This window comes from Streptomyces sp. NPDC015242, assembly GCF_043079125.1.
Classification (GTDB): domain Bacteria; phylum Actinomycetota; class Actinomycetes; order Streptomycetales; family Streptomycetaceae; genus Streptomyces.
In genome coordinates, this window is record NZ_JBIBUF010000010.1 from 286998 (window position 1) to 311457 (window position 24460).

At 70.0% G+C, this 24460-nt stretch carries 19 protein-coding genes and 1 pseudogene; 10 read left to right on the forward strand and 10 right to left on the reverse strand.

The features are described 5' to 3' along the window. The first annotated feature begins 400 nt into the window (after nt 1–400). Together ACF07N_RS31210 and ACF07N_RS31215 are read left to right on the forward strand one after the other, a co-directional pair. Nucleotides 401–3820 carry an RHS repeat-associated core domain-containing protein gene (locus ACF07N_RS31210; protein ID WP_392119533.1) on the forward strand — a complete coding sequence of 1140 codons (3420 nt, stop codon included), beginning with the start codon at nt 401–403 and terminating at the stop codon, nt 3818–3820. Nucleotides 3821–3845: 25 nt separating this feature from the next. Further along, entirely contained in the window at nt 3846–3998 is a 153-nt protein-coding gene (locus ACF07N_RS31215; RefSeq protein WP_333937401.1) for a hypothetical protein, read from the forward strand. Nucleotides 3999–4483: 485 nt separating this feature from the next. On the opposite strand, the gene ACF07N_RS31220 is transcribed toward ACF07N_RS31215, so the two are convergent. From ACF07N_RS31220 to ACF07N_RS31245, 6 genes are all read right to left on the reverse strand, one after another. After that, on the reverse strand, nt 4484–5797 hold the full coding sequence (locus ACF07N_RS31220; RefSeq protein WP_392119382.1) for an MFS transporter: 1314 nt from the start codon (nt 5795–5797) through the stop codon (nt 4484–4486). A 270-nt stretch (nt 5798–6067) separates the two neighbouring features. After that, a complete protein-coding gene (locus ACF07N_RS31225) occupies nt 6068–7021 on the reverse strand; it encodes a VOC family protein (protein ID WP_392119385.1) in 954 nt (317 codons plus the stop codon). Continuing rightward, nucleotides 7021–8100, reverse strand: a complete 1080-nt coding sequence (locus ACF07N_RS31230; protein WP_392119388.1) for a 4-oxalomesaconate tautomerase — start codon at nt 8098–8100, stop codon at nt 7021–7023. Before ACF07N_RS31230 ends, ACF07N_RS31225 begins: the two co-directional genes overlap by 1 nt. Continuing rightward, nucleotides 8097–8792 carry a 4-carboxy-4-hydroxy-2-oxoadipate aldolase/oxaloacetate decarboxylase gene (locus tag ACF07N_RS31235; protein WP_392119391.1) on the reverse strand — a complete coding sequence of 232 codons (696 nt, stop codon included), beginning with the start codon at nt 8790–8792 and terminating at the stop codon, nt 8097–8099. Before ACF07N_RS31235 ends, ACF07N_RS31230 begins: the two co-directional genes overlap by 4 nt. Beyond that, complete coding sequence (locus ACF07N_RS31240) at nt 8792–9550, reverse strand: PIG-L deacetylase family protein (RefSeq protein WP_383326879.1); 759 nt, start codon at nt 9548–9550, stop codon at nt 8792–8794. The genes ACF07N_RS31235 and ACF07N_RS31240 overlap by 1 nt, the downstream gene beginning before the upstream one ends. 48 nt (nt 9551–9598) lie before the next feature. Then, nucleotides 9599–10252 carry a GntR family transcriptional regulator gene (locus tag ACF07N_RS31245; RefSeq protein WP_392119394.1) on the reverse strand — a complete coding sequence of 218 codons (654 nt, stop codon included), beginning with the start codon at nt 10250–10252 and terminating at the stop codon, nt 9599–9601. Nucleotides 10253–11168: 916 nt separating this feature from the next. Here ACF07N_RS31245 and ACF07N_RS31250 point away from each other — a divergent pair. The 3 genes from ACF07N_RS31250 (at nt 11169) to ACF07N_RS31260 (ending at nt 15182) form a co-directional block, all read left to right on the forward strand. After that, nucleotides 11169–12866, forward strand: a complete 1698-nt coding sequence (locus ACF07N_RS31250) for a subtype B tannase (RefSeq protein ID WP_392119397.1) — start codon at nt 11169–11171, stop codon at nt 12864–12866. A gap of 520 nt (nt 12867–13386) precedes the next feature. Continuing rightward, nucleotides 13387–13710 carry a hypothetical protein gene (locus ACF07N_RS31255; protein WP_383326897.1) on the forward strand — a complete coding sequence of 108 codons (324 nt, stop codon included), beginning with the start codon at nt 13387–13389 and terminating at the stop codon, nt 13708–13710. Nucleotides 13711–13967: 257 nt separating this feature from the next. Beyond that, nucleotides 13968–15182 carry a serine hydrolase gene (locus tag ACF07N_RS31260; protein WP_392119400.1) on the forward strand — a complete coding sequence of 405 codons (1215 nt, stop codon included), beginning with the start codon at nt 13968–13970 and terminating at the stop codon, nt 15180–15182. Between the two features lie 111 nt (nt 15183–15293). Here ACF07N_RS31260 and ACF07N_RS31265 read toward each other — a convergent pair whose 3' ends face one another. The 4 genes from ACF07N_RS31265 to ACF07N_RS31280 form a co-directional block, all read right to left on the reverse strand. Continuing rightward, complete coding sequence (locus tag ACF07N_RS31265; RefSeq protein ID WP_383335698.1) at nt 15294–15623, reverse strand: hypothetical protein; 330 nt, start codon at nt 15621–15623, stop codon at nt 15294–15296. 18 nt (nt 15624–15641) lie between these two features. Beyond that, nucleotides 15642–15971, reverse strand: a complete 330-nt coding sequence (locus ACF07N_RS31270; RefSeq protein ID WP_392119403.1) for a DUF6422 family protein — start codon at nt 15969–15971, stop codon at nt 15642–15644. Between the two features lie 384 nt (nt 15972–16355). Beyond that, nucleotides 16356–16514 carry a hypothetical protein gene (locus ACF07N_RS31275; protein WP_392119406.1) on the reverse strand — a complete coding sequence of 53 codons (159 nt, stop codon included), beginning with the start codon at nt 16512–16514 and terminating at the stop codon, nt 16356–16358. A gap of 45 nt (nt 16515–16559) precedes the next feature. Further along, the gene (locus ACF07N_RS31280; protein ID WP_392119409.1) at nt 16560–17492 is read right to left on the reverse strand and encodes an SDR family oxidoreductase; all 933 of its coding nucleotides are present in this window, start codon (nt 17490–17492) and stop codon (nt 16560–16562) included. Between the two features lie 436 nt (nt 17493–17928). Here ACF07N_RS31280 and ACF07N_RS31285 point away from each other — a divergent pair, with 436 nt between their 5' ends. The 5 genes and pseudogenes from ACF07N_RS31285 to ACF07N_RS31305 all read left to right on the forward strand — a co-directional run bounded on the left by ACF07N_RS31285 (nt 17929) and on the right by ACF07N_RS31305 (nt 24229). Then, on the forward strand, nt 17929–18768 hold the full coding sequence (locus ACF07N_RS31285) for a helix-turn-helix transcriptional regulator (RefSeq protein WP_392119412.1): 840 nt from the start codon (nt 17929–17931) through the stop codon (nt 18766–18768). A gap of 372 nt (nt 18769–19140) precedes the next feature. Next, nucleotides 19141–19764 carry a (2Fe-2S)-binding protein gene (locus ACF07N_RS31290; RefSeq protein WP_392119415.1) on the forward strand — a complete coding sequence of 208 codons (624 nt, stop codon included), beginning with the start codon at nt 19141–19143 and terminating at the stop codon, nt 19762–19764. Beyond that, nucleotides 19764–20741: an FAD binding domain-containing protein gene (locus tag ACF07N_RS31295; protein ID WP_392119418.1), complete on the forward strand. Its 978-nt coding sequence runs from the start codon at nt 19764–19766 to the stop codon at nt 20739–20741. Before ACF07N_RS31290 ends, ACF07N_RS31295 begins: the two co-directional genes overlap by 1 nt. Before the next feature lie 69 nt (nt 20742–20810). After that, nucleotides 20811–21957: pseudogene (locus ACF07N_RS31300) on the forward strand (XdhC family protein). A gap of 10 nt (nt 21958–21967) precedes the next feature. Next, on the forward strand, nt 21968–24229 hold the full coding sequence (locus tag ACF07N_RS31305) for a xanthine dehydrogenase family protein molybdopterin-binding subunit (protein WP_392119421.1): 2262 nt from the start codon (nt 21968–21970) through the stop codon (nt 24227–24229). The last annotated feature ends 231 nt before the right edge of the window (nt 24230–24460 follow it).

Below are 24460 nucleotides of genomic sequence, written 5' to 3' on the forward strand. Positions count from 1 at the left end.
CGCAGCACATACATGACTCCCACGAGCACCGCCGGGCCGGGGACGCGCAGTCGGCCGGGACGGTGCTGCCGTCGGTCGAGGGCGGGCGGCCACAGGGGAGTCCCTCCCGCAGGTCATCCTCAACACCCTGCTGAAGGGGGAGGTATTGGCCAATTGCCACAGGCCACACCTGCCCCCAGCGGCCGTCCCGGAGCCGTGGAGACTGATCATTTGTCTCGTTCATGTCGTTTCGTCAATCGAACGGGAAGGGCTGATTCCTGCCCGCATGAGAGGTGAGTTGCCGGGAACGGCCCGGACGTTTGTGCGAGTTCTGTGACAACTTGTGGGCGCCCGGTGGCCGCTGGGGCCGCCGGGATCTGCCTTCCTGTGGGGGGAAGTCATGCACGAGCGTGCCTTCGGCATGCCCTTTCGGCGTGCCCGCAAGAGATCAGCAACCGGCGTTTCCCTGGCAGCGATCGCCTCGATCGCCCTGGCCGTCTCCGTCCTGCCCGGCGCGGGCGCGGCGGCGGCCGACGACAAGCCGGTGTCGGCCTGGGGCAAGGACAGCCCGGACTTCGAGATGCCGGCGGTGAAGGTCGGTGAGAACCGCCCGGTGGCGTCCGAGCGGTCCGAGAACCCGACCGACGAGGCGTTCCTGCCCTGGCAGCGCGAGCACGTCAAGGGCCCCGCGGGCAAGGCGGGCGGCGGCGAGGCGCCGGATCGGAGCGCCGCCGCGGACGCCGCAGCGCTGAGCGTCATCCCCGAGGGCCAGGGCAATGTCCCCTGGCACCGCTACACCAGCTTCGCGATCACTGACGCACTCACCGCGAAGATCGACTACTCGACCGGCAACCTGATGCTGACGGCGACGGACTTCGACATCGCCGGCGTCGGCCAGCGCCTGCAACTGGCGCGGACCTACAACTCCCTCGACGCTCCCTGGGGCCGGGTCTCGCAGCGCTGGTGGCAGCAGTACGAGCGCTACCTGTCCATCGGCTCCTCGGAAGTGATCTTCTACGACGCCTCCGGTGCGACGGTCCGCTTCACCAAGAACAGCGACGGCTCCTTCACCACACCCAAGGGCTACTCGCAGGACCTGAAGAAGAACGCGGACGGCACCTACACCCTGACCAAGTGGAAGTCGGGTGCGAAGGAGACCTACAACCAGTACGGGTCCCTGACGAAGATCACCGACCGCAACCAGGGCACGATCACGGTCACCCAGCACGACGAGAACGGCGAGAACAAGGGGTTCAAGCTCACCGAGACCCGCTCGGGCCGCTTCATCGACCTGGTGAAGACCTACCCGTCGCAGTGGCAGGCCAAGGACAACACCGGCCGCACCGCCGTCTACAACCTCGACGCGAACGGCAACCTTGCCTCCACCACCGACGCCGAGGGCAAGACGGTCTCCTTCCGCTACGACTCCTCCGGCCGCATCGACAAGATCACCACGGCCGAGGGCCGGGTGACGGTCTTCAGCTACGACGACGTCAACCGGGTCACCTCCATGCTGCGTGGCACAGGGTTCCACAGCGACGGCCACACCGGCCCGACCTGGACCTACAGCTACACCGCCGCTTCCCCGACGGCCGCCGGGACGACCACGGCCAAGGACCCGGAACTGCACGCCACCACATACGCCCACGACGGCGACGGCCGGGTCACCGAGGTGACCGACGCCCTGGGACGCAAACGGTCCACGAAGTTCGACGCCAACAACAACATCGACTCCACCACGGACGCCATGGGCTCGGGCACCACTCCGGGCAACGTCACCGACTACGGCTTCAACACCCGCAACAACATCGAAACCGTCACCATGCCCACCGGCGGCAAGACGGTCAACACCTGGCAGACCATCGCCGGCGGCGACGTACCCAAGGACTCCACCAACGCCGACGGCGAGAAGACCAGCTTCACCTACGACACAGTCGGCAACACCACCTCGGTCGCGCAGACCGGCACCGGCGGCGGCACCGTCTCCTACGACTACAACCCCGCCACCCCCACCTGCGGCGGCTTCGAGGGCCAGCGCTGCAAGGCGAAGACGAAGATGACGTCGACGAAGACCGTCGTCACCGACTTCCACTACGACGCCAAGGGCAACCTGGAGTGGGTCGAGCCCCCGGCGCCGCTGGGCAGGACGACGTTCACCTACGACGACCTGGGCCGCACCAAGACCGTCACCGACGCCCGCGGCATCACCAAGACGTACACCTACGACAACCTCGACCGCATCCGCACCGTCACCTCACCGAACACGGTCAAGGTCGAGTACTCGTACGACGGCGACGGCAACATCGTCCAGCGCTCGGACGGCACCGGCATCACGAAGTACGAGTTCGACCCGCTCCAGCGCGAGACGGTCCGCCACCTCCAGGACGGCTCCCAGACCCTGCTCGCCTACACACCGGCCGGCAACGTCGACTACTACCAGGACCCGGCCGGCACGACCGACTACACCTGGAACGAGGTCAACAAGCTCAGCGAGCTGAAGGACCCGCAGGGCCGCGTGACGACGTACAAGTACAACAACAACGACGTCCGCACCACGACCACCTACCCCGGCGGCACGGTGCAGAGGGTCGACGTCGACAACTCCAGCCGCCCCAAGACCATCAAGGCGACTTCTCCGCAAGGCACCCTGGTCGACCTGGCCTACACCTACGGCTACGGCACCAACGCCGCCACGGACGGCTCCAAGATCCGCACCCTGACGGACAACGTCCGCAACACCAAGCGCACGTACTCCTACGACGGAGCGGGCCGCTTCTCCTACGCCAAGGAGGAGAAGTCCGGAGCGATCACGGACTCCTGGCAGTACTGCTACGACCTGGCCGGAAACCTCACCTCCCAGGGCACCGACCAGGGCTGCCCGCGCGGCACGACCTACACCTACAACGACGCCCAGCAGCTCACCGCCAAGTCCACGACGAGCGGCCCCTGGTCCTACGACGCGATCGGCAACGAGACGGCCGGCGCCTCCACGGACGACTACGCCCGCACGGGGGAGTCGTACACGGACCACTCGCAGCTGAAGTCGATCACGGTGGGCGGCAAGGCGTACGCCGGTCAGTACGGCTCGACCGACCAGAGCGAGCGCATCAAGCTCGGTGACACCGCCTTCCACAACGGCCCGCTGGGTCTGTCGGCGAAGACGACTGCCGGTGTGGACATGGGCTTCAATCGCGAGCCCGGGGGCACGTTGAACTCCATGACGACCGGAGGCAAGACGTACTACTACCTCACGGACGCCATCGGCAGCGTGGTCGCCCTGGCGGACGCGGACGGCAACAAGGTCAACACCTACACCTACAGCCCGCGCGGCGTGCGCATCCTGGCGCAGTCGTCCGAACCGGTCGCCCAGCCCTACCGCTTCGCCGGCAACTACCAGGACCCCACAGGCCTGTACCACCTCCAGGCCCGCTACTACGACGCCAACATCGGCCGCTTCACCCAGCCCGACCCCTCCGGCCAGGAGAAGAACCCCTACCTCTACGCCGAAGGCGACCCGGTCAACCGGATCGATCCCAATGGGCTCTTCTCGGTCGAAGGAGCCATGAAGGGGATGCTCAAGAACGCCGGACGAGCGACCCGGGCCAACGCCATCTACAAGACGGGCAATGCCCTGCTCGACGGTGACTACGGCAAGGCCGCTGCCGTGGTGGTGGGCGAGGTGGCGTCCAGCGTCACCGGCGCGGCATGTGGCGCCGTGGCGACAGCCGCTGGAGCACCGACTGCCGGGGCAGGAGGCTTCGTCGTGGGAGCCGCCTGCTTCACGGGAGCTGAGTACGTCGGCAACGCGGTGGAGAACAAGGCGACTGACGCCTGGTCGTGAGGTCAGGCACGTGAGAGGAGAACCAGTGGAAACGACGAGTACCTACCTGCTGGCCAATGAGGGCCGCGTCATGCCCGAAGGCACTGCTGGGCTGGTGATCCTCGGCATTGCCGTCGCCGCCCTGATAGCCATGATCATTTATGGCAGGGTGAGCCGGAACCGCGGCCGCCGAGGCTGATCGGATCCACTCGACCTGTCACGTGCTGCGGCTGCCCCCGAGTCGTCGAGAGCCGGGGGCAGCGGGCGAGCCACCCGACGCGGCGAGGGCTGCGTCTTGTGTGCCGGAACCGCAGGTGTTCGGGCGAACGGCGGGATGGCGATGCAGGGCTGGCGAATTCGGAGGCCAGTCGCTGACGGGGACTACGAGGCAGCTGCCGACAGGGCTATCGGCTTCGCTGCGGACAAGCCGATCACGCAGGCCCGGACGGCCCCGGCCCGCCGTGGCGGCCATGACGGGCTGTTCCGCCGGTTCCTCGGAGGCGTCGGGTACCGCGCGTCCGGCTCGATTGCCGTCGACGGGCGGACTCGACCGCCACGCAACCCGCTCGGCCGGGAGACCCCGGCCGAGCGTCCGCATGAACTGCTCGCGGCCCGATCAGCACGACCACGTGGTGCGACCCTCACAAGCCCTCGGCGCTGGAGGGTCCTGTCGTCTTCCTGTCGTCAGACCTGCGTGGCCGTGCGCGTCTTGATGGTCAGGGCTGCCAAGGCCATCATCAGTGCGCCGAAGACGGCGGCGCAGGCGTACATCGTGAAGCCGATGTCGGCGTTGCCGGCCGCGATCAGCGCCCCGCCGATCCACGGGCCGAAGATGGCGCCGAAGCGGCCCATGCCGGAGACCCAGCCGAGGGCGGTGGGGCGGTCCTCGTCGTTGTGGTGGGTGCCGACCGTCGCGTAGACCATGGTCTGGCCGGAGAAGAGCAGCAGCCCGGCGAAGAAGACCACCGTGTAGAGGACGCCGACCGACATCTCGACGCCCATGAGGTAGACGAAGACGGAGGTCAGGAGGAACCAGGCTATGACGACCTTGCGCGGGCCGATGCGGTCGGCGGTGCGGCCGGCGATGAGCATGCCGCAGATGCCACCGACGTTCAGGAACGTCGAGAAGAGCAGCGAGTCGCCGGTGTCGTAACCGAGCTCGACCATGATCTTCGGCAGCCACTGGCCGACTCCGTAGACCAGGAGCAGACCCGCGAAGGAGGTCAGCCAGAAGCACAGAGTGGTGGACCACTGGCCGTGCCGGAAAAGGTTCTTCAGCGCGTCCAGCTTGTCCCCGCGGTGCGCCTTCGGCTCGGCCAGTTCGGTGCCGTAGGCGGCGGCGAGCACCTCGGCGTCGGCGCGGCGGCCGCGGGTGAGCAGGTTGGTGGGCGACTCGGGCAGCAGCCTGAAGGCGACCGGGAGCAGGATCAGGGCAGGCACCGCGGAGGCGATGAAGGCCGTTCGCCAGCCGTGGTCGTCGACCAGCCAGAGCGCGATCAGCGGGGCCAGGGCGCCGCCGGTCTGGTGGGCGGTCATGATGATGCCGGTGGCGAGGGCGCGACGGCCGCGCGAGGTGAACTCCATGCCGTACGAGATCGCGATCGGCAGCAGCGCGCCCAGGCCGAAGCCGCACACGAAGCGGAAGAAGCCGAACTGGCCGGAGGACTGGGCCCAGCCGCTGCCCAGTGTGGCGAGGGTGAAGATCACGACGCTGGCGAAGACGGTGACGCGGCGGCCGATCCAGTTCGAGGCCATGCCGGACAGGATCGTGCCGAGCAGCATGCCGAAGTTGGCGTAACTGCCGATCGTGCCGGCGAGGTCGGGGGTGAGGCCGAGGCTGTGGTCGCCGAGCATCTTCGGGAGCACGGAGCCGTAGATGAACGTGTCGATGCCGTCGAGGAGGACGAGTGCCCAGCACAGGGCGATGACGGCGGTGCGGCTGCGGCGGGCCGTCGTCCCGGTCACCGGGGCGAGCGGGGAGGTGGCGGAGGAGGACATCGTTGTTTCCTCTCGTGCGGGACGTCAGGAAGTGGCCCTGGTCCCTGGCTGCAAGGGTGGTGGGCGCGGTACGGCTCGCGCGGCCGGTGGGGAGGACGGGCGGAGCGCGCCCCTGAGCTGCGGACTCCGCGCCGGGAGCCGCGAGCTCGCTGTGGCGTAGACGTTAAAAAGCCGCATGCGATACGTCAACGCTTTTGTTGACAATCTAGGCGACGATTCGGCCCCGGGGTGCGGCTGGCCGTCCCCCGGGGCCTGCGGGGAGAGGTCACATCAGGGCTGGACGGGCGGCGTGCCGTGCGTGTGGAAGGACTCGATGGTCTTCAGGCCCCAGGCTTGGCCCTTCTTTCGTTCCTCCTCCGTCCAGGTGATGAGCGGCCAGTCGGGGGCGAGGACGAGGCGCGTGAGCGGGTTGCACAGTTCGATGCGGTTGCCGCCGGGCTCGTAGACGTAGAGGAAGAACGTCTGCTGGATGGCGTGCTTGTGCGGGCCCGTCTCGATGAAGACGCCGCTGTCGATGGCGAGGTCGGCGGCGCGCAGGATGTCCTCGCGGGTGTCGGTCGCGAAGGCGATGTGGTGCAGGCGGCCCGCACTGCCGGTCCAGTCGGACGTGTAGACGACGTCGTACGACTTGTCGGTGTACGTCAGCCAGCGCGCCGCGATCTTGCCGGAGTCGAGCCGGATCTGCTCGGTGGGACGGGCGCCGAGGAGCTGCTCCTGCCACTGGGCGTTGACGAGGACGTCGGCGGCGAGGAAGTTGATGTGGTCCAGGCGGCGGACGCCGACGCCGCGGTTGGGTTTCGCCTGTGGCTGGTTCTTGAGCGAGGGCCTGAGGGCCGGGGGAGCCTGGTAGTGCTCGCTCTCCCAGTACAGGGCGTGCTCGTGGCCGTCCGGGTCGGTGGTGAGGTAGAGCCGGCCGAGACCGGGTTCGTCCTCGGTCCACCTTCCCGTGCCGCCTGCCGCCTCGATGGCCCGGATGCGACGCCACAGCGCCTCCTCGCTGGAGCTGCGCAGGGCGAGCCGGCCGAGGCCGGGCTGGTCACGGGCGGTGAGGACGAGGCTGTGGTGCTCGTAGTCGTCGAAGGTGCGCAGGTAGACGGTGTCGCCGTCCTGTCCGTTGACGGTCATGCCCAGGAAGTCCGTGAAGAAGGCGACGGAGGCGTCCAGGTCCGGGGTGAACAGCTGGGCGTGGCCGATATGGGCGATGTCGCCGAGAGGCGGGGTCATCAGTGACCTCCTGTGCGTGGTGCGGGGAAGACGGTGCCGTCGAAGATCTTGCGGGCGGTGCGGACGACGGCGGTGCGACGTGCTCTCAGGCCGCCCTCGGGGGTGCGATCGATGCTGCTCTCGATGTCTGTGAATCCGCTGGGATGCTCGATGCGGATCCGGTCACCGTGGTCGGGGAGGGCCGCGATGCCGTGTGCGACGCTTCCCTCGATCCGCAGCCCGGCCGCCACGCTCGCGGCGCCCAGGACGCCGATGGAGGTGTGGACGCGGTCCGGGATGAAGGTGCGGGTGGTGACGGCGCCGCCGTGGCGGGGCGCGGAGAGCAGGGTCAGCTTGGGGACGGTGGTGCCGGTGACGTCGCCGAGTCCCATCAGGTGCCCGGCCGCCAGTCGTATGTCGTGGAGCCGGGCGGTCAGTTCCCGGTTGCTCTCCAGGTCCTTCAAGCCCTGCTGGCCGGTGACCTCGAGGGCCTCGGCCGGGATCAGGACGGTCGGCATGCCGTTGTCGACGCACGTGACCTCGACGCCGGCGACCGTGTCGCGCACGTTCCCCGTGGGCAGCAACTCGCCTCGTCCCGGCGGGAACTCGATGACGACGGCGGCGGCGCTCCCGGGTACACCGGAGATCTCCGTGTCGCCGCGGTAGTCGACGCGGCCGCCCGGGGTCGGCAATGTCGCCGTGGCGAAGTCACCGGAATTCACCATCCGGATGCGCACGGACGTCTCGGCGGTCCCCGCTGGTACGAGTCCGCGCTCGACGGCGAACGGGCCGACACCGGCGAGCAGGTTGCCGCAGTTCTGCCGGTCCGAGACCTCTGCTCGGTCCACGGCGACTTGGAGGAAGAGGTAGTCGACGTCGGCCTCGGGATCGGTCGACGGGGACACCACGGCGACCTTGCTCGTGAGCGGGTGGGCGCCGCCGAGGCCGTCGACCTGGCGCGGGTCGGGGCTGCCCATGACCCGCAGCAACAGCTCGTTGCGGACGGTCTCTTCGGCGGGCAGGTCGTCGGCCAGGAAGTAGGCGCCCTTGGAGGTCCCGCCGCGCATCAGCATGCAGCGGATCTCCGCGGGGCTGGTCACGACTCGGCCTCCTCGTAGGCGCGGTAGGTCACCCCGAGACGGCTGAGCGTCTCCCGCAACCCGTAGCGATCGAGGCCCAGTTGCCCCTCCAGGAAGGCGGCGCGGGCCGCGGCCTCCTTCTGCTCGCGGGCCTCGGACGCCTCAGCGGTGTCGTGGGCGCGCTCGCGCGGGACGACCACCACGCCGTCGTCGTCGGCGACGATCACGTCACCGGGGTGGATCACCTGGCCGCCGATCACGATCGGTACGTTCACGCTGCCGCCGGTCGCCTTGACCGTGCCCTGCGGGCTGACGGCGGCGGACCAGGCGGGGAAGCCCATCGCGCGCAGTTCGGCCGTGTCGCGGATACCGGTGTTCAGGACGACGCCACGCACCCCGCGATGGGCGAGAGCTGTGGCGAACAGCTCGCCGAACAGGCCGTCCGTGCACGGCGAGGTGGTGGTGACGACGAGGATGTCGCCCTCGCCGCACTGCTCGACCGCCGCGTGGATCATGAGGTTGTCGCCGGGCCAGCACAGCACCGTGACAGCGGTGCCCGCGACCCGGACGCCTTGCTGGATGGGGCGCAGACGCGTGCCGAGGAAGCCGGTGCGGCCCATGGCCTCGCCGACGGTGGCCGTCCCGTAGCCGGCGAGCGCTTCGACGTCCTTCGGGGCGGCCTTGGGCGGGTTGGTGACGATCATGCCGGGCATCAGGCGAGTTCCTTCGCGATCTGCGGGTAGGGCCGCATGTACGCCTCGGCCATGGTCTTGTGGGCCAGGCCCAGGTTGGGGCCGGCGTTGCGCTTGAGCTGGACTCCGCGGCGCACGGCGAGGTCGGTGTAGTAGTCCCACAGGTGCTGCTGGGCGCCGAGGCACTCCATGGCCTTGCGCTTGGTGTCCCAGACTTCGGTGATGTCGAGGAGGACCTCGGGCTTGAAGCCGCTCATCTCGGGCTGGTGCGGTTCGAAGTAGAAGACGGGCGGGGCACCGATGATCTCGCCCTCGCCGGGGTAGCCGATGGCCTGGGCGAGGACGCGGGCTTCCAGGGCCATGCGGTTGGCGGCGGGGTGGTCGCCGTTGTACGGGTCCTCGACCGGGTGTGTGAGCACGACGTCCGGTTGTGTCTCCCGGTAGACGGCCACGAGCTGGTCGGTGAGCTCGGCGGTCGCGACCAGCGGGTAGTCGCCGGCGTCGAAGAAGCGGACCTCGGCGCCGAGCGTCGCGGCGGCGCGCTCGGCCTCCGCACGACGGATCGCCTTGATCTCGTCGAGCTTCTTCCCCTCCCGCCACGCCTTCGCCGACTCTCCGCGCTCGCCGAAGGTCAGGCACGCGATGGTGACCTTCTCGCCCCGGGAGGCGGCCAGGGCGATGGCTCCACCCGCCCGCCACACGAAGTCACCGGCGTGCGCGGTGACGACGAGGGTCGATCGGGGCGGGGTGGCGGCGGGTGCGCCGTTGCCGTGGGTCATGCTGAATCTCCTTGGTGACAGTGCCGCACCCGCCCCAGGAGCGCGTCGTCAGTCGGCGCGCAGGGCGTCGATCACGCTGCTGAGGTGGGCGCGCACGGCCGTCTCGGCCGCTTGCGGATCCCTGGCCCTGATCGCTTCGATCAGGGCCAGATGCTCACTCAGGGACTGCTGCGGACGTCCCGGCCGCAGCGCCAACTGGAAGCGGTGGCGCACCAGCTGGGCGTTGAGCCGCTCCAGGAGACCGACGGCCGTGTGCTGGCCGGAGGCGTCCCGGATCAGGGCGTGGAGGTCGTGGTTGAGCTCGGAGTAGGTGACCGGATCGCCGTCGGCGACCGCCTTGGACATGGCCTTGCCCAGGCCGGTCAGCTCGTCGAGCTGCGCGTCGGTGGCCTCGGTCGCCGCCTTGGCCGCGCACAGCCCTTCGAGCGCCATCCGGCACTCCGTGATCTCCACGGCCTCCTCGACCGTCACCACCCGCACCCGCGAACCGCGGTTGCGGATCCGCTCGACCAGCCCCTCGGAGGTCAGGTCCAGCAGTGCGGCGCGCACACTGGCACGCGTGACGCCGTAGCTCTCGGCGAGCTCGTTCTCCACCAGCCGCTGGGCCGGCGCCATCTCGCCCTGCAGGATCGCCTTCCTGAGCCGCTCCAGCGCGTACTGCTTGGCCTGCTCTCCGGAGCCTGGACGGGCTTCCTTCGGCATCTGCCCTCCCTGAGTGAGTGCCTGTCGACGCTAAATCTAGGCGAACAGAATTGTCAACGATTCTGTTCTCACTCTTGAAGGGGAGGCGAGCCGCAGCGGACGCGGCAGGCGGCGCCCGACTGCCCTCATCGAGGGCCGGTCACCGGTGGGGGAGGGGGGATCGTCCGGCGCCACCGCCGGCTCGCCGCCCTGCGGTGATCTCACGTCGGCAGTGGCTCAGATGGCGCAGCGTGTTCAGGGCGTCCACGACGGTCAGCTCCGGGAGGGAGTGGCGGAACGCGCGTGCGGTGTGACGGTGCCGGTGGCTAGCTCGTGTGGCCCGTCACCTTGGCGACCCACTTGATGAAGTCGCCCGGGTCCTCGTTGGTGGCATGGCCCTTGTCCCAGTAGTACGCGTGGTCGACGTCGCGGCTGCCGTGGCTCCTGGCCTTAGGCGGCCCGCGCCCTCACGCACGCCTGCGCGGCATCGCCATCCGCCACTGGGACGGCTACCGGTTCGGCGAGAACCGGGCGGGCGACGTCTTCCCCCACTACTGGAGCACCGTGACCGCCGCGACCCTGCTGCGCCTGCCGGACACTCTGCGCACCCCGGACACCGGCCGCCTCGCCGAGACGATCCTCCGCGCCAACCTGGCCAACCGGCCACCACCCGGACGACTCGGCCACCTGTGCCGTAGCCATGCCCCCTACCGCCGCCGGACGGCGGTTCTGTGGCTGCGCCGCCATGACGCCTGTGGATGTCGGAGATACTGCTAGCCATATTGTTGACAACCTTATAGCGTGCGTCACGCCTTGATCCCGAGGCATCAGCGAAGCACTCGTGCTCGATGAAGGGGAGAGACCCATGCAGAGGCTGACCGCGCCCCGCGGACGAGACGCACGCGTCCACCGGCCGAGCGTGCGGGCGGAACGCGCCGTGACCCGCACACGCCTCCTGGGCGGTGTGACGCTTGCGGGTTCCCTCGTCCTGACGTCCGTCGCCGCACCGGCCACCGTCGCGGCGGCTGCCCCCGCCCAGAGCCGTGACCATGCGGCGGACTCCCAGGACGCGGCGCTCGCCTTCGACTCCTCCCGCTACACGACGATCACCGTCACCGTCGACGGCCGTCCCGTGAACGTGCGCTGGTACAAGGAGATCTGCTACGTCGCGAACCCGGTCGCCGCGGCGCCGCAGCAGCCCGGCGGTCCGGGCGGGGGCAGCACCACCATCCCCAACACCGCCTGCGGCTACCAGAGCATGAACGTGTTCGTCCCCGAGAGCGCCTTCGGCGACCAGCGGGCGCCCCTCTACTTCGCCGTGAACAACGGTGGCTGGATGGCGAGTTACGTACGGGCGAGCGTGACCGCCGGCGCCTCCTACAACAGCGCGACGAGCAACGTCGGCGCAGCCCTGAAAGCGGGTTATGTCTTCGTCGACGTCGCCAGCCGTAGCCGCGGACTGGTCGGTGCCGACGGCTCGTTCCCCGGCAAGGCACCCTCGGCCGTCACCGACGCCAAGGCAGCCGTACGCTACCTGCGTCTGAACGACGCAGCGATGCCCGGCAGCGCGCAGCGGATCGTCGTCAACGGCACCAGCGGCGGCGGCGCGCTGGCGTCGATCCTGGGCGCTTCCGGCAACAGTGGCGAGTACATCCCGTACCTCGCTGCGGTCGGCGCCGCCGGCATCGATGCCAAGGGGCGCAGCACCCTGCGTGACGACGTCTTCGCCGTCAACGCCTACTGCCCGATCACCGACCTCGGCAACGCCGACATCGCTTACGAATGGCTCTACAACACCCTCGGCACCCGTGACACCACCGGACAGAACCCCTCGCCCGAGGAAGCTGCGGAGATGGCGGCCCGGTTCGCGGCGTACGAGAAGAGCCTCGGTCTGCGCAACCCCGACGGCTCCCGGCTCACCGCCGCGACCATGCTCGACACCATCGAGAAGGAGGTCGTCCGCTCCGCCGAGGACTACCTGAAGGCGGATCCCGCCCGCACCATCCCGCCGCTGGGCGGCACCTTCCAGATCACGGCGGGCGGCACCACCAAGTCGTACGTCAACGACTGGATCGACGTCGACACCGCCACCCGCACGGTGCGCTCCGTCGACATGGCGAAGTACCTCGCCTTCGTCGCCACCCAGGCCGCCCTCAAGACGACCCCCGCCTTCGACGCCGTGGGGGTCGACGGGAACACCACGAGCCGCACCGAGACCAACCTCTTCGGCCCGCCGGCGCAGACGTACCTCAACTACACCGAGTTCAGCTGGAACCACAACGACGTGCCCGGGGACGGCAGCGGCCTGGACGACACCGGGCTGACCTGGAAGCGATACACCGCGCAGCACAGCACCACCGTCGACGACCAGGTCCACCTCATCAACCCGATGGACTTCATCGGCACCGGCGCCGACACTGCGCCGAACTGGTACGTCCGCCACGGCACCCGCGACCGGGACACCGCCTTCACCGTCTCGGTCAACCTCGACCGCGCACTGGCCGCGGACAAGGACGTCGAGGACCTGGACTATCGGCTTGCATGGAACCAGCCGCACGCCGGGAACTACGACGTGCCCGAAGCCATGGCCTGGATCGCCAGGGCCGTCCAGAATGCCGGCGACCCGCTCGCATAGAGGGCAGACGGCCATCGGCCGCCCCGTCCCAGGACAGAGTGGCCGGGCGATCGAGCACGCCGACCGCACGCCACATGCCGTAGACGATGAGGGGTGTGCGGCAGAGGCGGTCGGCGCGGCGGGGGATCGGACCGATGGCGGTGATGCTTCTCGCCGTGCGGCTGCTACCGGGCGCGTTGCTGGGTTTCGGCGAGCCGGGCGGGGGCGGCGGCCATGCCGGGCAGGGTTGGACCCGCAGACGCCCCCTATCCATGGTCCGGCTTGGCCCCGGCACCCGCGCGAAGCTGTCCACTGGTTCCGGGTGCGCATCTCCACAGACGCGGGACCTCGTGCGAGCGTTACTCCTCGCCCTCGTTGCGGCCCGGACGACGGTTGCAAGGGCTCCACGGTCGGATCACTATGGAATTACCGGCCTCGGAGCCCTCGCGACTCGACGAACCGATGGCCCTCATCGGCCGCCTCCGGCCCGGCGAGCCGACTGAAGACCCCTGACGTCACCCTCGCCGAGAGGAAGAAGCTCATGCCTGACGTCATCTTCAAGTCCATCAAGTGCCACGAGACGACGAGCGGACTCGGAGCCGATCACGTCCGCGTCTGGTTCAAGGGCGAACTACTCTTCGACATGGAGATGAAGGGCGGCCGCCACCGCAACATAGGAAGTGGCTTCGAGAAGAGGCGCTTCGACGGCCCCGAGACCATCTGGGTCAAGGAAGTCGACGCAGGCTCAGACGACATCATCGGCACGGCCACCGTGCAGCCCGGCGGCCCCCAGGGCGAACTGACGGAGAACATGTACGGCGACGGTTCGCACTACGTCCTCTTCTACGCCGTCGGCGGGGCCTGAGCGCCGCATCGAGCATGCTGGAGGCGACGGTGGTGCGGGTACTGAGCAGGTGAGGCCGCCGAGGGGGCGTTCGTGCAGGCGTACGGGCATTGTGTGCAGTGGCCGGTAACCCGCGCGGTCATTGCGGTCGGGTGGGCCTTACTCGGAGTGGGTGCCATACAGGCATCATCGTGCGGGGCGGGTCGGGGTGTGATGGGGGATCAGTGCGGGGTGAACCCCGACGCCCACGGGACCTACCCGCTGACAGGGTGAGGGGCATGACCTCAACGCGCCTGTCACGCAGATCTTTTGTGGGCCTCACCCTGTCGGGGACGGCCGCGCTGGCCGCCACCACGGTGCTGCCCGCCCACCGCGCCCTCGCCTCAACCACGCCGATCCCGCCGCTGGACCCCACCGCTCTGCAGGCGGCGATCGACGACCTGGAGCACCCGCCGTCGACCGCGGCTCAGCTGTGCGTCGGCGGCACGGCCGGCCACTGGCGCGGCACCTCGGGCGTGGCCGACATCCGGACGCACCGTCCACCGACGGCACATGACAAGGTGCGCATCGGCAGCATCACCAAGGTCTTCGTCGCCACGGTGGTGCTGCAGCTGGTAGCAGAAGGCCGGGTGGACCTGGACGCGCCCGTGCGGCGCGTCCTGCCAGGGCTGTTGCCGACCCGGTTCGCGGCTGTCACCGTGGCGAACCTGCTGAACCACACCAGCGGTCTGCCCGACCACGTCGGCATACCGGACCCCAGAACCCCGGAGGAGGTGGTCCGCCACCGCTTCGACCACTGGACGCCGCAGCAGTGGGTGGCGACGGCGACACACGGACCGCTGAAGTTCACCCCGGGTACCCGGCAGGAGTACCGCGGCATCAACTACGTACTGGCCGCACTGATCATCGAAAAGGTAATCAGCCGCCCGTACGGGGAGGCCGTCACGGACCGCGTACTGCGACCGCTGAACCTGGCGCGCACCCTCGTACCCGGCGACGACCCGCGCATCCATGGCCGGCACGTGCACGGCTATCTGGCGATGTCCGACGGCAGCCTGCGGGACATCACTGTCCACGATCAGTCCTCCAGCCGCGGCGAGGGCGACATGATCTCCACGACCGGCGACCTCGACCGGATGCTCGCCGCGCTGTTCTCCGGCGAGTTGCTCCCACCCGAGCTGCTCCAGCTGATGTTCACCCTGCCCCCGAGCAATGTGCGCATGCTGGACGGCTCCCCGGCTCGCTACAGCACCGGCCTGCAGCAGGCCACCGTCAACGGCATCACCCTCTGGGGCAAGACCGGCGAGACGTACGGCTACAAGAACGCCGCGTTCTCCACTCGCGACCAGCAGCGCCGCTTCGTGCTCGCGTACCACCCGACGACCACCCGCGACGGTGCAGAGAGCCAGATGATCGCGCGGGTCGCGGACCTGCTCACCCGCAACCGAAGCGCCGAGGGCCCAACGGCCTGGGTACGCCACGTCCTCCGCTGATCACAACTTGCTGACATCGCACACGATCACACGCGAGAAACGACTCCCGAAGCCGGCTCGAAACGACTCCCGCAGACACTGACGCAGCCACGGAGCCGTACCGTGCCGGGGTCAGAACACGCCGTGGGTGTCCTTGGGGTGCCCGCATCTCACCCACTGGTCTCCGCCCACACCGCCGTGGTCGGGGAACTCCGTCCGGCAGGGATCGTCGCCGCCCGAGCCCCGGTAACGTTTGCATCGGCACCAATGCGGGGTCGGCGGAGGCGGCAGCTCTCCGGAACACGCGAACTCGAGCGAGTTCCGCTCCGCGGAGCTCAGCTCCAACCCCGACTCGCGGATCATCGCCGCGGCCTTGTCCTGCGCCTCGACGAGCAGCGCAGCAGCCTCAGCCAGCATCCGCGACTGCTCGCTGGTCCTGTCCTGCCGCTTCGATTCGGACATCCACGTACTCCTGACCGGTCAGATGTGGGCGTGCTCGGATTCCGTGTGCTCGCAAGTCCTGATAGGCGATCCCGTGCCGAAGTCCGGGCCGGTGAAGTCGATCCAGGTGTTCGGGCAGGGGTCATCGCCGCCCGAGCCGCCGTAGTCGCCGCAGCCGCAGAAGCGCGGGGTCGGCGGGGGGTCGAGTTGGGCCAGGCAGGGGCGGCCCACCCAGTCGCGTTCTTCGGACGTGAGGTCCGCGCCCGAGGCGCGCACGAGGTCCGCGGCCTTGCGGCGGGCTTCAGCGAGCAGGGCGCCCGCCTCAGCCAGGGTCCGGTTCTGGGCTGCCGTCCTGTTGTTCCAGTTCACGGCTCCCGTCCTACCAGAGACCACAGACCCGTCTCCCGCAGCGCGCAGGCGTGTCCGTCGGACGGGGCAACCAGGGGCGGGGCACGCGAGGCGCGGGGAGAGGGAAGTAGCCCGGGTGCCCCAGCCGTGTTCTTGCGAGGGTCCCGTACAACGCGCTGCAGGCTGTCAGGCGTTCGCCTTCACGGGGAGCTTCACTCGGTGGATCACCCTCCCATGTATGGCGGTGGTGGCAAAGGGATGCCTGATCTTGCCTGCCGTGCTGGAGGGGTGCGCTGAAGTTCAGGCGGTGACGCGGCGGCGTCGGGCCAAGCGGGACGACATACAGCGGGCCCGGCCTTCCGCCGCATCCCACGGTCGGTCCCGCCTCCTACTCGGCAGCGGCGGTCAGACCGGGATGGGCTGCACAGCCGCGAGCGAGGTGCGCCGGCCTTTCTCCACCGTGCGCAGTAGCTCGAAGTCGACCTCGGGATACGCGGCGGGGATCGCGTCGACCGACACCTGGGCGTAGAGAGCTACGGCCTCGGCTCGTGCCGAAGCCGGCATGGTGGTGACGCCGTCGACGCCGTCGACGCCGGTGCTGCCGGAACGTCAGGCCGGGAACGGGGCTCCGATCAGCCGCTCGGACGCCTCCCAGATCTTCCGGGCCTCGTCCATGTCGCGCAGTGGGGGCCACAGCATCTGCTCGGCCGGGGCGCCGCCGACGTCGGCCCGGTCGGGGCCGTAGAACTGCCTGCCTCGCGCGTCCGGGCTGGTGGCGGCCAGGAGTGCGGGGAGGGCGGCGGTGGCGGGGGTGCCGAGGATGCGGAGGCGGGAGAGCACGCGGATCAACCGGACGGCGCCGGTGTCCTTCTGCCGCCCCATGCCGGGCTGGGCGGAGAGGAGGTTGGTGGGGGAGACGCCGGGGTGGGCAAGGTTGCTGGTGATGCCCCAGCCGGCCGCGGCGCTGCGGACGTCGAGTTCGCGGGCAAACAGGCCGACGGCGATCTTGGACTGTCGGTAGGCCTTCGCGACGTCGTAGTCCCGGTCCCAGTTGAGGTCGTCCCAGTTGATCGCGCCGCTGCGGGCGGCGATGCTGGTCTGGTGGGTGACTCGGGCCTTGCCCTCGATGAGCAGCGGCAGGAGGCCCTGGGTGAGGGCGAAATGCCCGAGGTGGTTGGTACCGAACTGCAGCTCGAACCCGTCCTGGGTGGTCAGGCGGCTCGGGGGTTGCATCACGCCGGCGTTGTTGATGAGCAGGTTGATCGGGCGGCCCTCGCCCGCGAGCTGCTTGGTGAGGGCGGTCACGGAGTCGAGCGAGGCCAGGTCCAGGGCCCGGGTGGTGACTCTCGCGCCCGGGGCGAGGTCACGGATGCGGTCGGCGGCCTGCTCGCCCTTGGTGGGGTTGCGGACCGGCATGATCACCTCCGCTCCCGCTTGGGCGAGACGGGAGGCCATGACGAACCCGATCCCGTCGCTCGCCCCGGTGACGAGGGCGAGCTTCCCGGACAGATCGGGGATGGTGATGTCGATGTTCCGAGCCATCAGTGGCCTCTTTCGTTAGGTGACACGTCAACCGCGTTCGGCGTGTATGTCCATGCTGGGCGGTCGTCGGCCGCGCAACCAGGACTCACCGGTCCAGGGCTCGCCGATCCGCCCCTCCGCGCGGTCGAGGAGGGGCGGAACGACGAGCCGGCTCGGCGGGCGCATGGGCGGTAGGAACGCGGCAGTACCGAGGGGGGAGTGGCAAGGAACCCATGCTGATCGATCCGATTCGCTCCCCGACGATCGGCGTGGACCGGTGGCCCACAGGCGCGGCGGCGACGCCGACTCCGCCCCGCTCGGGAAGGCCCGTCGGCCGTGCCCCGACGTGGCGAGGCCGTCCCAAGGGGGGATCGGCAAGCCGTGGATACGCGCATGCACGCGCGATAGAAGTGAAACAGCATGGGGAACGAGGCAGACCTCTCGGAAGGGGAGCGCCGTGATCGATCGCGCAGGGCTGGCGGGTTTTCTCCGCAACCGTCGTGAGGCGCTGCAGCCGGAGGACGTCGGCATGCCTCGGGGACGGCGCCGCAGAACCACCGGGCTACGGCGGGAGGAGGTGGCGACGCTGTGCAACATGTCGGCCGACTACTACTCCCGTCTGGAGCGCGAGCGCGGTCCGCAGCCGTCACCGCAGATGCTCGCCTCCATCGCCCAGGGACTCCATCTGTCCATAGACGAGCGTGACCATCTGTTCCGGCTGGCCGGGCACAACCCGCCGCCGCGTGACACCTCCAGTGAGCACATCAACCCGGGGTTGCTGCGTATCCTGGACCGGCTGCACGACACGCCTGCGGAGATCGTCACCGAGCTCGGCGAGACCTTGCGGCAGACACCGATGGGCGTCGCCCTCACCGGCGACACGACGCAGTACACGGGTCCTGCTCGCAGCAGTGGCTACCGGTGGTTCACCGACCCCAGGGCCCGGGAACTGTACGCCCCGGAGCAGCACGCGTTCATGACCCGGATGTACGCCGCAGGCCTGCGCATCATCGTCACCCTCCGGGGTCCCGACTCCCGAGCCGCGTACCTGGCGGATCTGCTCCTGGACTCCAGCGAAGAGTTCCGGCGGGTCTGGGACGACCATGAGATCGGGATCCGCCCGCGCGAGGTCAAGCACTTCGTTCACCCCGAGGTCGGTGCCCTGGAGCTGAACTGCCAGCGCCTGATCGATCCGGACCAGGCCCATTCCCTGATGGTCTACACCGCCGTCCCGGGCACGGAGAGCTACGAGAAGCTGCAGGTCCTGTCCGTGATCGGCACACAGACACTGAACTGAACCGGCGCATCGAAGACCTACTCCGCCGGGATGCCGTCCTGACGACGCTCGAGGTCGGCATCGACTTTCGTAGCAGTCGGTCGTCATGCGCTGTCCTCCGTGGTTACTGGCCGGGCCGGGCAGGCCGGACCTCTTCCACCGTCCCGACGCGTGGTGCGTCACATACGGCCGATCCGATCCCGCATCATCCCGCGGGCCCGGATCGATGCCCGCTCCGGCTCCTTCAGCTCGGCCTCAGCCTGGGATCGGGAGAGCCTGGATGATCCCGCTCCCGGCGGCCAGCCTGGGAGCAGCGCTCGACCCGGAGACCACACGGACGGTCGCGGCGCCGGCCTTCCCCGACCCTAACTCTGCATCAGCCAGGAGGCATTGATGAACAATCAGAACGACGTGGGAGGCGCCGGTCCGGGTGTGTCCCGGCGCAGCTTCGTAGGGGGGAGCCTGGCCGCTGTCACCGTGGCGCCGATGCTGACCGGACAGGCCGGGACGGCAGAAGCCGCCCCGGCAGCCACCGTCGACGGCGTGACGCCGGTGACGGTACGGATCGCCGTCAACGGCGATCCGGTCACCTTGCGGGTGGACCCGCGGGCCACGCTGCTGGACACACTCCGCGAGCGGCTCGACCTCAAGGGCACCAAGAAGGGCTGCGACCGGGGACAGTGCGGCGCCTGCACCGTGCACATCGACGGCCGGCGCGTGCTGTCGTGCCTCACGCTGGCCGCCACGACGAGCGGCCACCAGGTCACCACGATCGAGGGGCTGGCCGACGGCGACCGGCTGCACCCCATGCAGCAGGCCTTCGTCGACCACGACGGCCTGCAGTGCGGCTTCTGCACCCCGGGGCAGATCATGTCCGCGGTCGCCCTGGTCGAAAACGAAGGCCCCGCCCGCTCCGACGACGAGATACGTGAGCGCATGTCGGGCAACATCTGCCGCTGCAGCGCCTACCCCCGCATCGTCGACGCCATCCGGGACGCGCAGCGGGTGATGCGCTGATGCGGCCCTACACCTACACCCAGGCGCGAACGGTCCGTGAGGCTGTGCGGGACGCCGGGCCCGGCACCGCGTTCCTGGCCGGTGGCACCACCCTGGTGGACCTCATGAAGCTCGAGGTGGTGTCACCCGGCCGCGTCGTGGACATCAACCGGCTGCCACTGGGCGGCATCACCTCGGACCACGAGGGTCTGCACATCGGTGCGCTCGAACGGATGAGTGACGTGGCTGCCGCGCCTGCCGTGCGCCGGCACTACCCGATGGTCGCGCAGGCGCTGGAGCTGAGTGCCTCGGCCCAGCTGCGCAACATGGCGAGCATCGGCGGCAACCTGCTGCAACGCACACGGTGCAGCTACTTCCGCGACGTCACGACCCCGTGCAACAAGCGTGAGCCCGGCAGCGGCTGCTCAGCCCTGGAAGGGATCAACCGCAGCCACGCCGTGCTGGGCACCAGCGACGCCTGCATCGCCACCCATCCCAGCGACCTCGCCGTCCCGCTGGTGGCGTTGAGCACGACCGTCCACCTGGCCTCGGCGCGCGGCACGCGCACCGTACCCCTGGAGACGTTCTACACCCTGCCCGGTGACACCCCCGAGGTAGATAACGTGCTGCGGCCGAACGAGCTGATCACTGGGATCACCGTGCCGCGTTCGCCCTGGGCGGCGCACTCGCTGTACCTGAAGATCCGCGACCGGCAGTCGTACGAGTTCGCGCTCACCTCGGCCGCCGTCGCGCTGCAACTGCGCGGGCGCACCATCGTGAACGCCCGGATCGCCGCGGGCGGAGTGGGGACCAGGCCGTGGAGGCTGACGGCCGTCGAACGCGCCCTGACGGGTCGGCCCGCAACCTCCACGACGTTCGAGGCGGCTGTCACCGGTGCCGCGGACGGTGCCCGGCCACGGGAGCACAACCGGTTCAAGCCCGCGCTGCTGCGTCGCACCCTGGTACGGGCGCTGACCGAACTGCAGGAGAGCCGGTGAGCGGCCGGCGCGGCGGCCCCGCCCGGCCTGACTCCGCCGAGGCGGTCGGTCCCGGATCTGGCGGCGCCTGTGCTTGAGATCGCGCCTGACCTGGTCGAACGTGTCCGTCGCGGGGTCCCGTTCGTGGCTGCCACCGTCACGAGCGTTGCCGGCAGCGCTCCGCGGCAGCCCGGCTCGTCCCTGGTCGTGGACGCGGCCGGCACTGTGCTGGGCAACGTGTCGGGCGGCTGCGTCGACGCCGCGGTCCACGACGCGTGCCGGGAGATGCTGGCCGGGGACCACCACCCCAGGTCCCTGCGGTTCGGGTACGGCGACGCCGACGCGTTCGACGCGGGTCTGACCTGCGGCGGCACCATCGAGCTCTTCCTGCGCCACCACGACCCGACCACCGAGCCATGGCTCGAATCGGCGCTGGCCGATGCCGCGGGCGGCCGGGCGGTGGCCGTGGCCACGATCGTCCGCGGCCCGGAGACCCACCTCGGTCGTGCGGTCGTCGTGCGGCCCGGGGGATCCGTCGCCGGCACGCTCGGCGACGGACTGCTCGACCAGGTCGCCGGGGCACGGATCACCGGTGCCCTGCACGCCGGGCGGACCGGCACGCTCGGGCTCGGGGTGGCCGACCGCTACTGCCGAGAGCCGATGACCTTGCTCGTGGAGAGCAGCTCCCCGCCGCCTCGGATGCTGGTCTTCGGCGCCATCGACCACGCAGCCGCGCTGGCCCGGCTCGGCTCCTTCCTCGGCTACCGGGTGACCGTCTGCGACGCCAGGGCCACGTTCGCCACCGCGGAACGCTTCCCGGACGCGGAGGTGGTCGTCGAGTGGCCGCACCGCTATCTCGGGTCCCAGGCCGAAGCCGGCCTGCTGGACCAGCGCACCGTCGTGTGCGTGCTCACCCACGACCCCAAGTTCGACCTGCCTCTCCTGACCGCCGCGCTGCGCATGCCGGTTGCGTACGTGGGGGCCATGGGGTCCCGCCGCACCCACGAGGAACGCCTGACCCGGCTCCGTGACGCCGGTCTCACCAGTGGCGAGCTCGATCGCCTGCGCTCGCCCATCGGCCTCGACCTTCGGAGCACGCACCCCGCAGGAGACAGCGCTGTCGATCGCGGCAGAGGTCGTCGCCCACCGGCACGGCGGCTCCGGGGCACCCCTGAGCACCGGGGTGCCCATCCACCACCGTGCTCCGTCGACCGGCGCCCTCGCATCCAGCAGCTGAAGGATTCACGATGACCCGTTCCCCAGTCGGACGCGAGACCGAGCGCGTCGACGGCAGACCGAAAGCCACCGGCGCGGCCGAGTACTCCGGTGACTATCGCGCCCCCGGCCTCGCACACGCCCATCTCGTCACCAGCACCATCGCGCGAGGCACCCTCACCGGCGTCGACACGGCGGCCGCGCTGGCTTCACCCGGTGTCCTGCGCGTGTACGCCGCGCCGGACCCCCGCTTGGACCTGCACCCCATCACCGGCCCGCTCGCCGGCTTCGTCGAGAACTACGTGCCGCTACGCGACGCGGAGGTCCACTTCCACGGCCAGGCCATCGCGATGGTCGTCGCCGAGACCCCCGAGCAGGCACGCGACGCCGCCGCGAGGGTCACCGCGACCTACGACACCCGGCCACCGCGCACCTCGCTCGCGGACGAGCCCCACGCTCCGGCCGGCCCCACCCTCAGCGGGTCACCGAGCAGCCTCACCATCCTGGCACCCGGCGTCGCCTCCATCGACGCCGCGCTGGCCGCAAGCGACGTCGTCGTGGAGGCCGAGTTCCACCAGCAGATGCAACACCATGCGGCGATGGAGCCCCACGCCGTCCTCGCCGTCTGGAAGGGTGACCAGGTCACCATCCATGCCGGCGCGCAGGTTCCCTCGGCGTACGCCCTCGGGACGGCCCAGCGGATCGGTGTCCCGCCCCGGAACGTCCGGCTGATCACGAAGTACGTGGGCGGTGCCTTCGGCGCCCGCGTCATCCTGTGGAGCGACACCCCGCTCGCCGCCGCGGCGGCCCGGGAGATCGGCCGCCCGGTCCGCCTCGTCCTCACCCGCGAGCAGATGTTCACCCTCACCGGCCACCGGCCCCAGCTCACACAGACCGTCCGGCTGGGCGCCTCCCGCGACGGCGTGCTCAACGCCATCAGTCACCGGAGCGTCTCCGAGCGCCCGACCACCGTCACCTTCCCCATGACCCCGGCGCACGCCACCACGGACGCGCTCTACCGCACGCCGAACCTGCACGTCGATGCGCAGCTGGCCACCCTCGACCTTCCCGGGAGCCGGGCGATGCGCGGCCCCAACGAGGCACCCGGGTCCTTCGCCCTGGAGACGGCGATGGACGAGCTGGCCGTGGCCACCGGCGTCGACCCGGTGGAGTTGCGGCTGCGCAACTACGCCACCAAGAGCCCTTCCACGGGCTTGCCGTGGTCGAGCAAGCACCTCGAGGAGTGCTACCGCGTCGGCGCGCGGCGATTCGGCTGGTCGGCCCGCAGCGCCGAGCCACGCTCGCGCGTCGACGGGCAGTGGCTGTACGGCACCGGCATGGCCACCGCCATCTACCCGGCGCACCGCCGGGCCGCGAGCGTGCGGATCCGGTTGCTCGACGACGACACCGCCGTGGTCTCGACCGGCATCTCGGACTTCGGCACCGGCGGAGCCACCATGGTGGGGATCTGCGGCGCGGACGCCCTCGAGATCCCGCTGACGCGAGTGACGCCCGAGATCGGCGACACCCTGCTGCCACAGGGCGCGCCCGCCGTCGGATCCAGCGCCACGCACGCCACCGTGCCGTTGATCGTGAACGCCGCCCGCGACGCGATCAAGGAGCTCAAGCGGCTCGCCGTCACCGACGACAGGTCGCCGTGGCACGGAGCGAACACCGAGGACCTGCGCTACGAGCGCGGCGTCCTGCACGGTCAAGGGCGGTCGATGACCTTCGGCCGCCTGCTGGCCGTCGTCGACTCACCTGGCGTCACCGCCCTCGCCGAGTCGGCCGGCGAGGCCGACCCGCGGTATGTGCACCACAGCTTCGGCGCCCACTTCTGCGAGGTGCGGGTCAACCGCTTCACCGGCGAGACTCACGTCACCCGATTCACCACGGTCGCGGACGTCGGCCGCGTCATCAACTCCCGGGCCGCCCGGAGCCAGCTCGTCGGCGGCGTCATCTTCGGTATCGGGCACGCCCTGCTGGAGGAGAACCCGCTGGAGCTCGACACCGGGCGGCTGGCGTCCAGCACGCTCGCCGACTACCTCGTGCCCGTGAACGCCGACGTCCCCGACATCGACGTGCACCTGCTCGGCCGTCCCGACCCCATCCTCACCGGGCCGCTCGGCGACGGCAGTGAGGAGGCCGGGACCAGGAGCCTCGGCGCCCGAGGTCTCGGGGAGATCGGCACGGTGGGCTCGGCGGCCGCGATCGGCAACGCCGTCCACAACGCCACCGGGATCCGGGTGCGCGACGTGCCCATCACCCTGGACAAGCTGATCGAGCACCTGTGATCCGGTTGTACCGGTGAGTCCTGGCACCGGTCCTCGCCGCCGTCGTCGCGCAGCCGCCGCTCGGGCGACCGACGCCGGCCTCGACCTGCGCGACCGGGGCGGACAGCGGCGCGCGGCCGGCTCCCGCGGCAGGCCCACGGACCGTGGTGGAGCTGTGCGTCGCTCCTGCGACCGGCCCGTTCGCGCGGGGCAGCGCAAGCAGCTCTGAGCTCCGGGCCCTGACCCCCGCCG

Bases quoted from the DNA above. Each gene is read 5' to 3' on its own strand.
- ACF07N_RS31210 (WP_392119533.1), top strand. From the start codon at position 401: ATGCCCTTTCGGCGTGCCCGCAAGAGATCAGCAACCGGCGTTTCCCTG.
- ACF07N_RS31220 (WP_392119382.1), bottom strand. From the start codon at position 5,797: ATGTCCTCCTCCGCCACCTCCCCGCTCGCCCCGGTGACCGGGACGACG.
- ACF07N_RS31225 (WP_392119385.1), bottom strand. From the start codon at position 7,021: ATGACCCCGCCTCTCGGCGACATCGCCCATATCGGCCACGCCCAGCTG.
- ACF07N_RS31235 (WP_392119391.1), bottom strand. From the start codon at position 8,792: ATGCCCGGCATGATCGTCACCAACCCGCCCAAGGCCGCCCCGAAGGAC.
- ACF07N_RS31240 (WP_383326879.1), bottom strand. From the start codon at position 9,550: ATGACCCACGGCAACGGCGCACCCGCCGCCACCCCGCCCCGATCGACC.
- ACF07N_RS31245 (WP_392119394.1), bottom strand. From the start codon at position 10,252: ATGCCGAAGGAAGCCCGTCCAGGCTCCGGAGAGCAGGCCAAGCAGTAC.
- ACF07N_RS31255 (WP_383326897.1), top strand. From the start codon at position 13,387: ATGCCTGACGTCATCTTCAAGTCCATCAAGTGCCACGAGACGACGAGC.
- ACF07N_RS31260 (WP_392119400.1), top strand. From the start codon at position 13,968: ATGACCTCAACGCGCCTGTCACGCAGATCTTTTGTGGGCCTCACCCTG.
- ACF07N_RS31265 (WP_383335698.1), bottom strand. From the start codon at position 15,623: ATGTCCGAATCGAAGCGGCAGGACAGGACCAGCGAGCAGTCGCGGATG.
- ACF07N_RS31275 (WP_392119406.1), bottom strand. From the start codon at position 16,514: ATGCCGGCTTCGGCACGAGCCGAGGCCGTAGCTCTCTACGCCCAGGTG.
- ACF07N_RS31280 (WP_392119409.1), bottom strand. From the start codon at position 17,492: ATGGCTCGGAACATCGACATCACCATCCCCGATCTGTCCGGGAAGCTC.
- ACF07N_RS31290 (WP_392119415.1), top strand. From the start codon at position 19,141: ATGAACAATCAGAACGACGTGGGAGGCGCCGGTCCGGGTGTGTCCCGG.
- ACF07N_RS31295 (WP_392119418.1), top strand. From the start codon at position 19,764: ATGCGGCCCTACACCTACACCCAGGCGCGAACGGTCCGTGAGGCTGTG.
- ACF07N_RS31305 (WP_392119421.1), top strand. From the start codon at position 21,968: ATGACCCGTTCCCCAGTCGGACGCGAGACCGAGCGCGTCGACGGCAGA.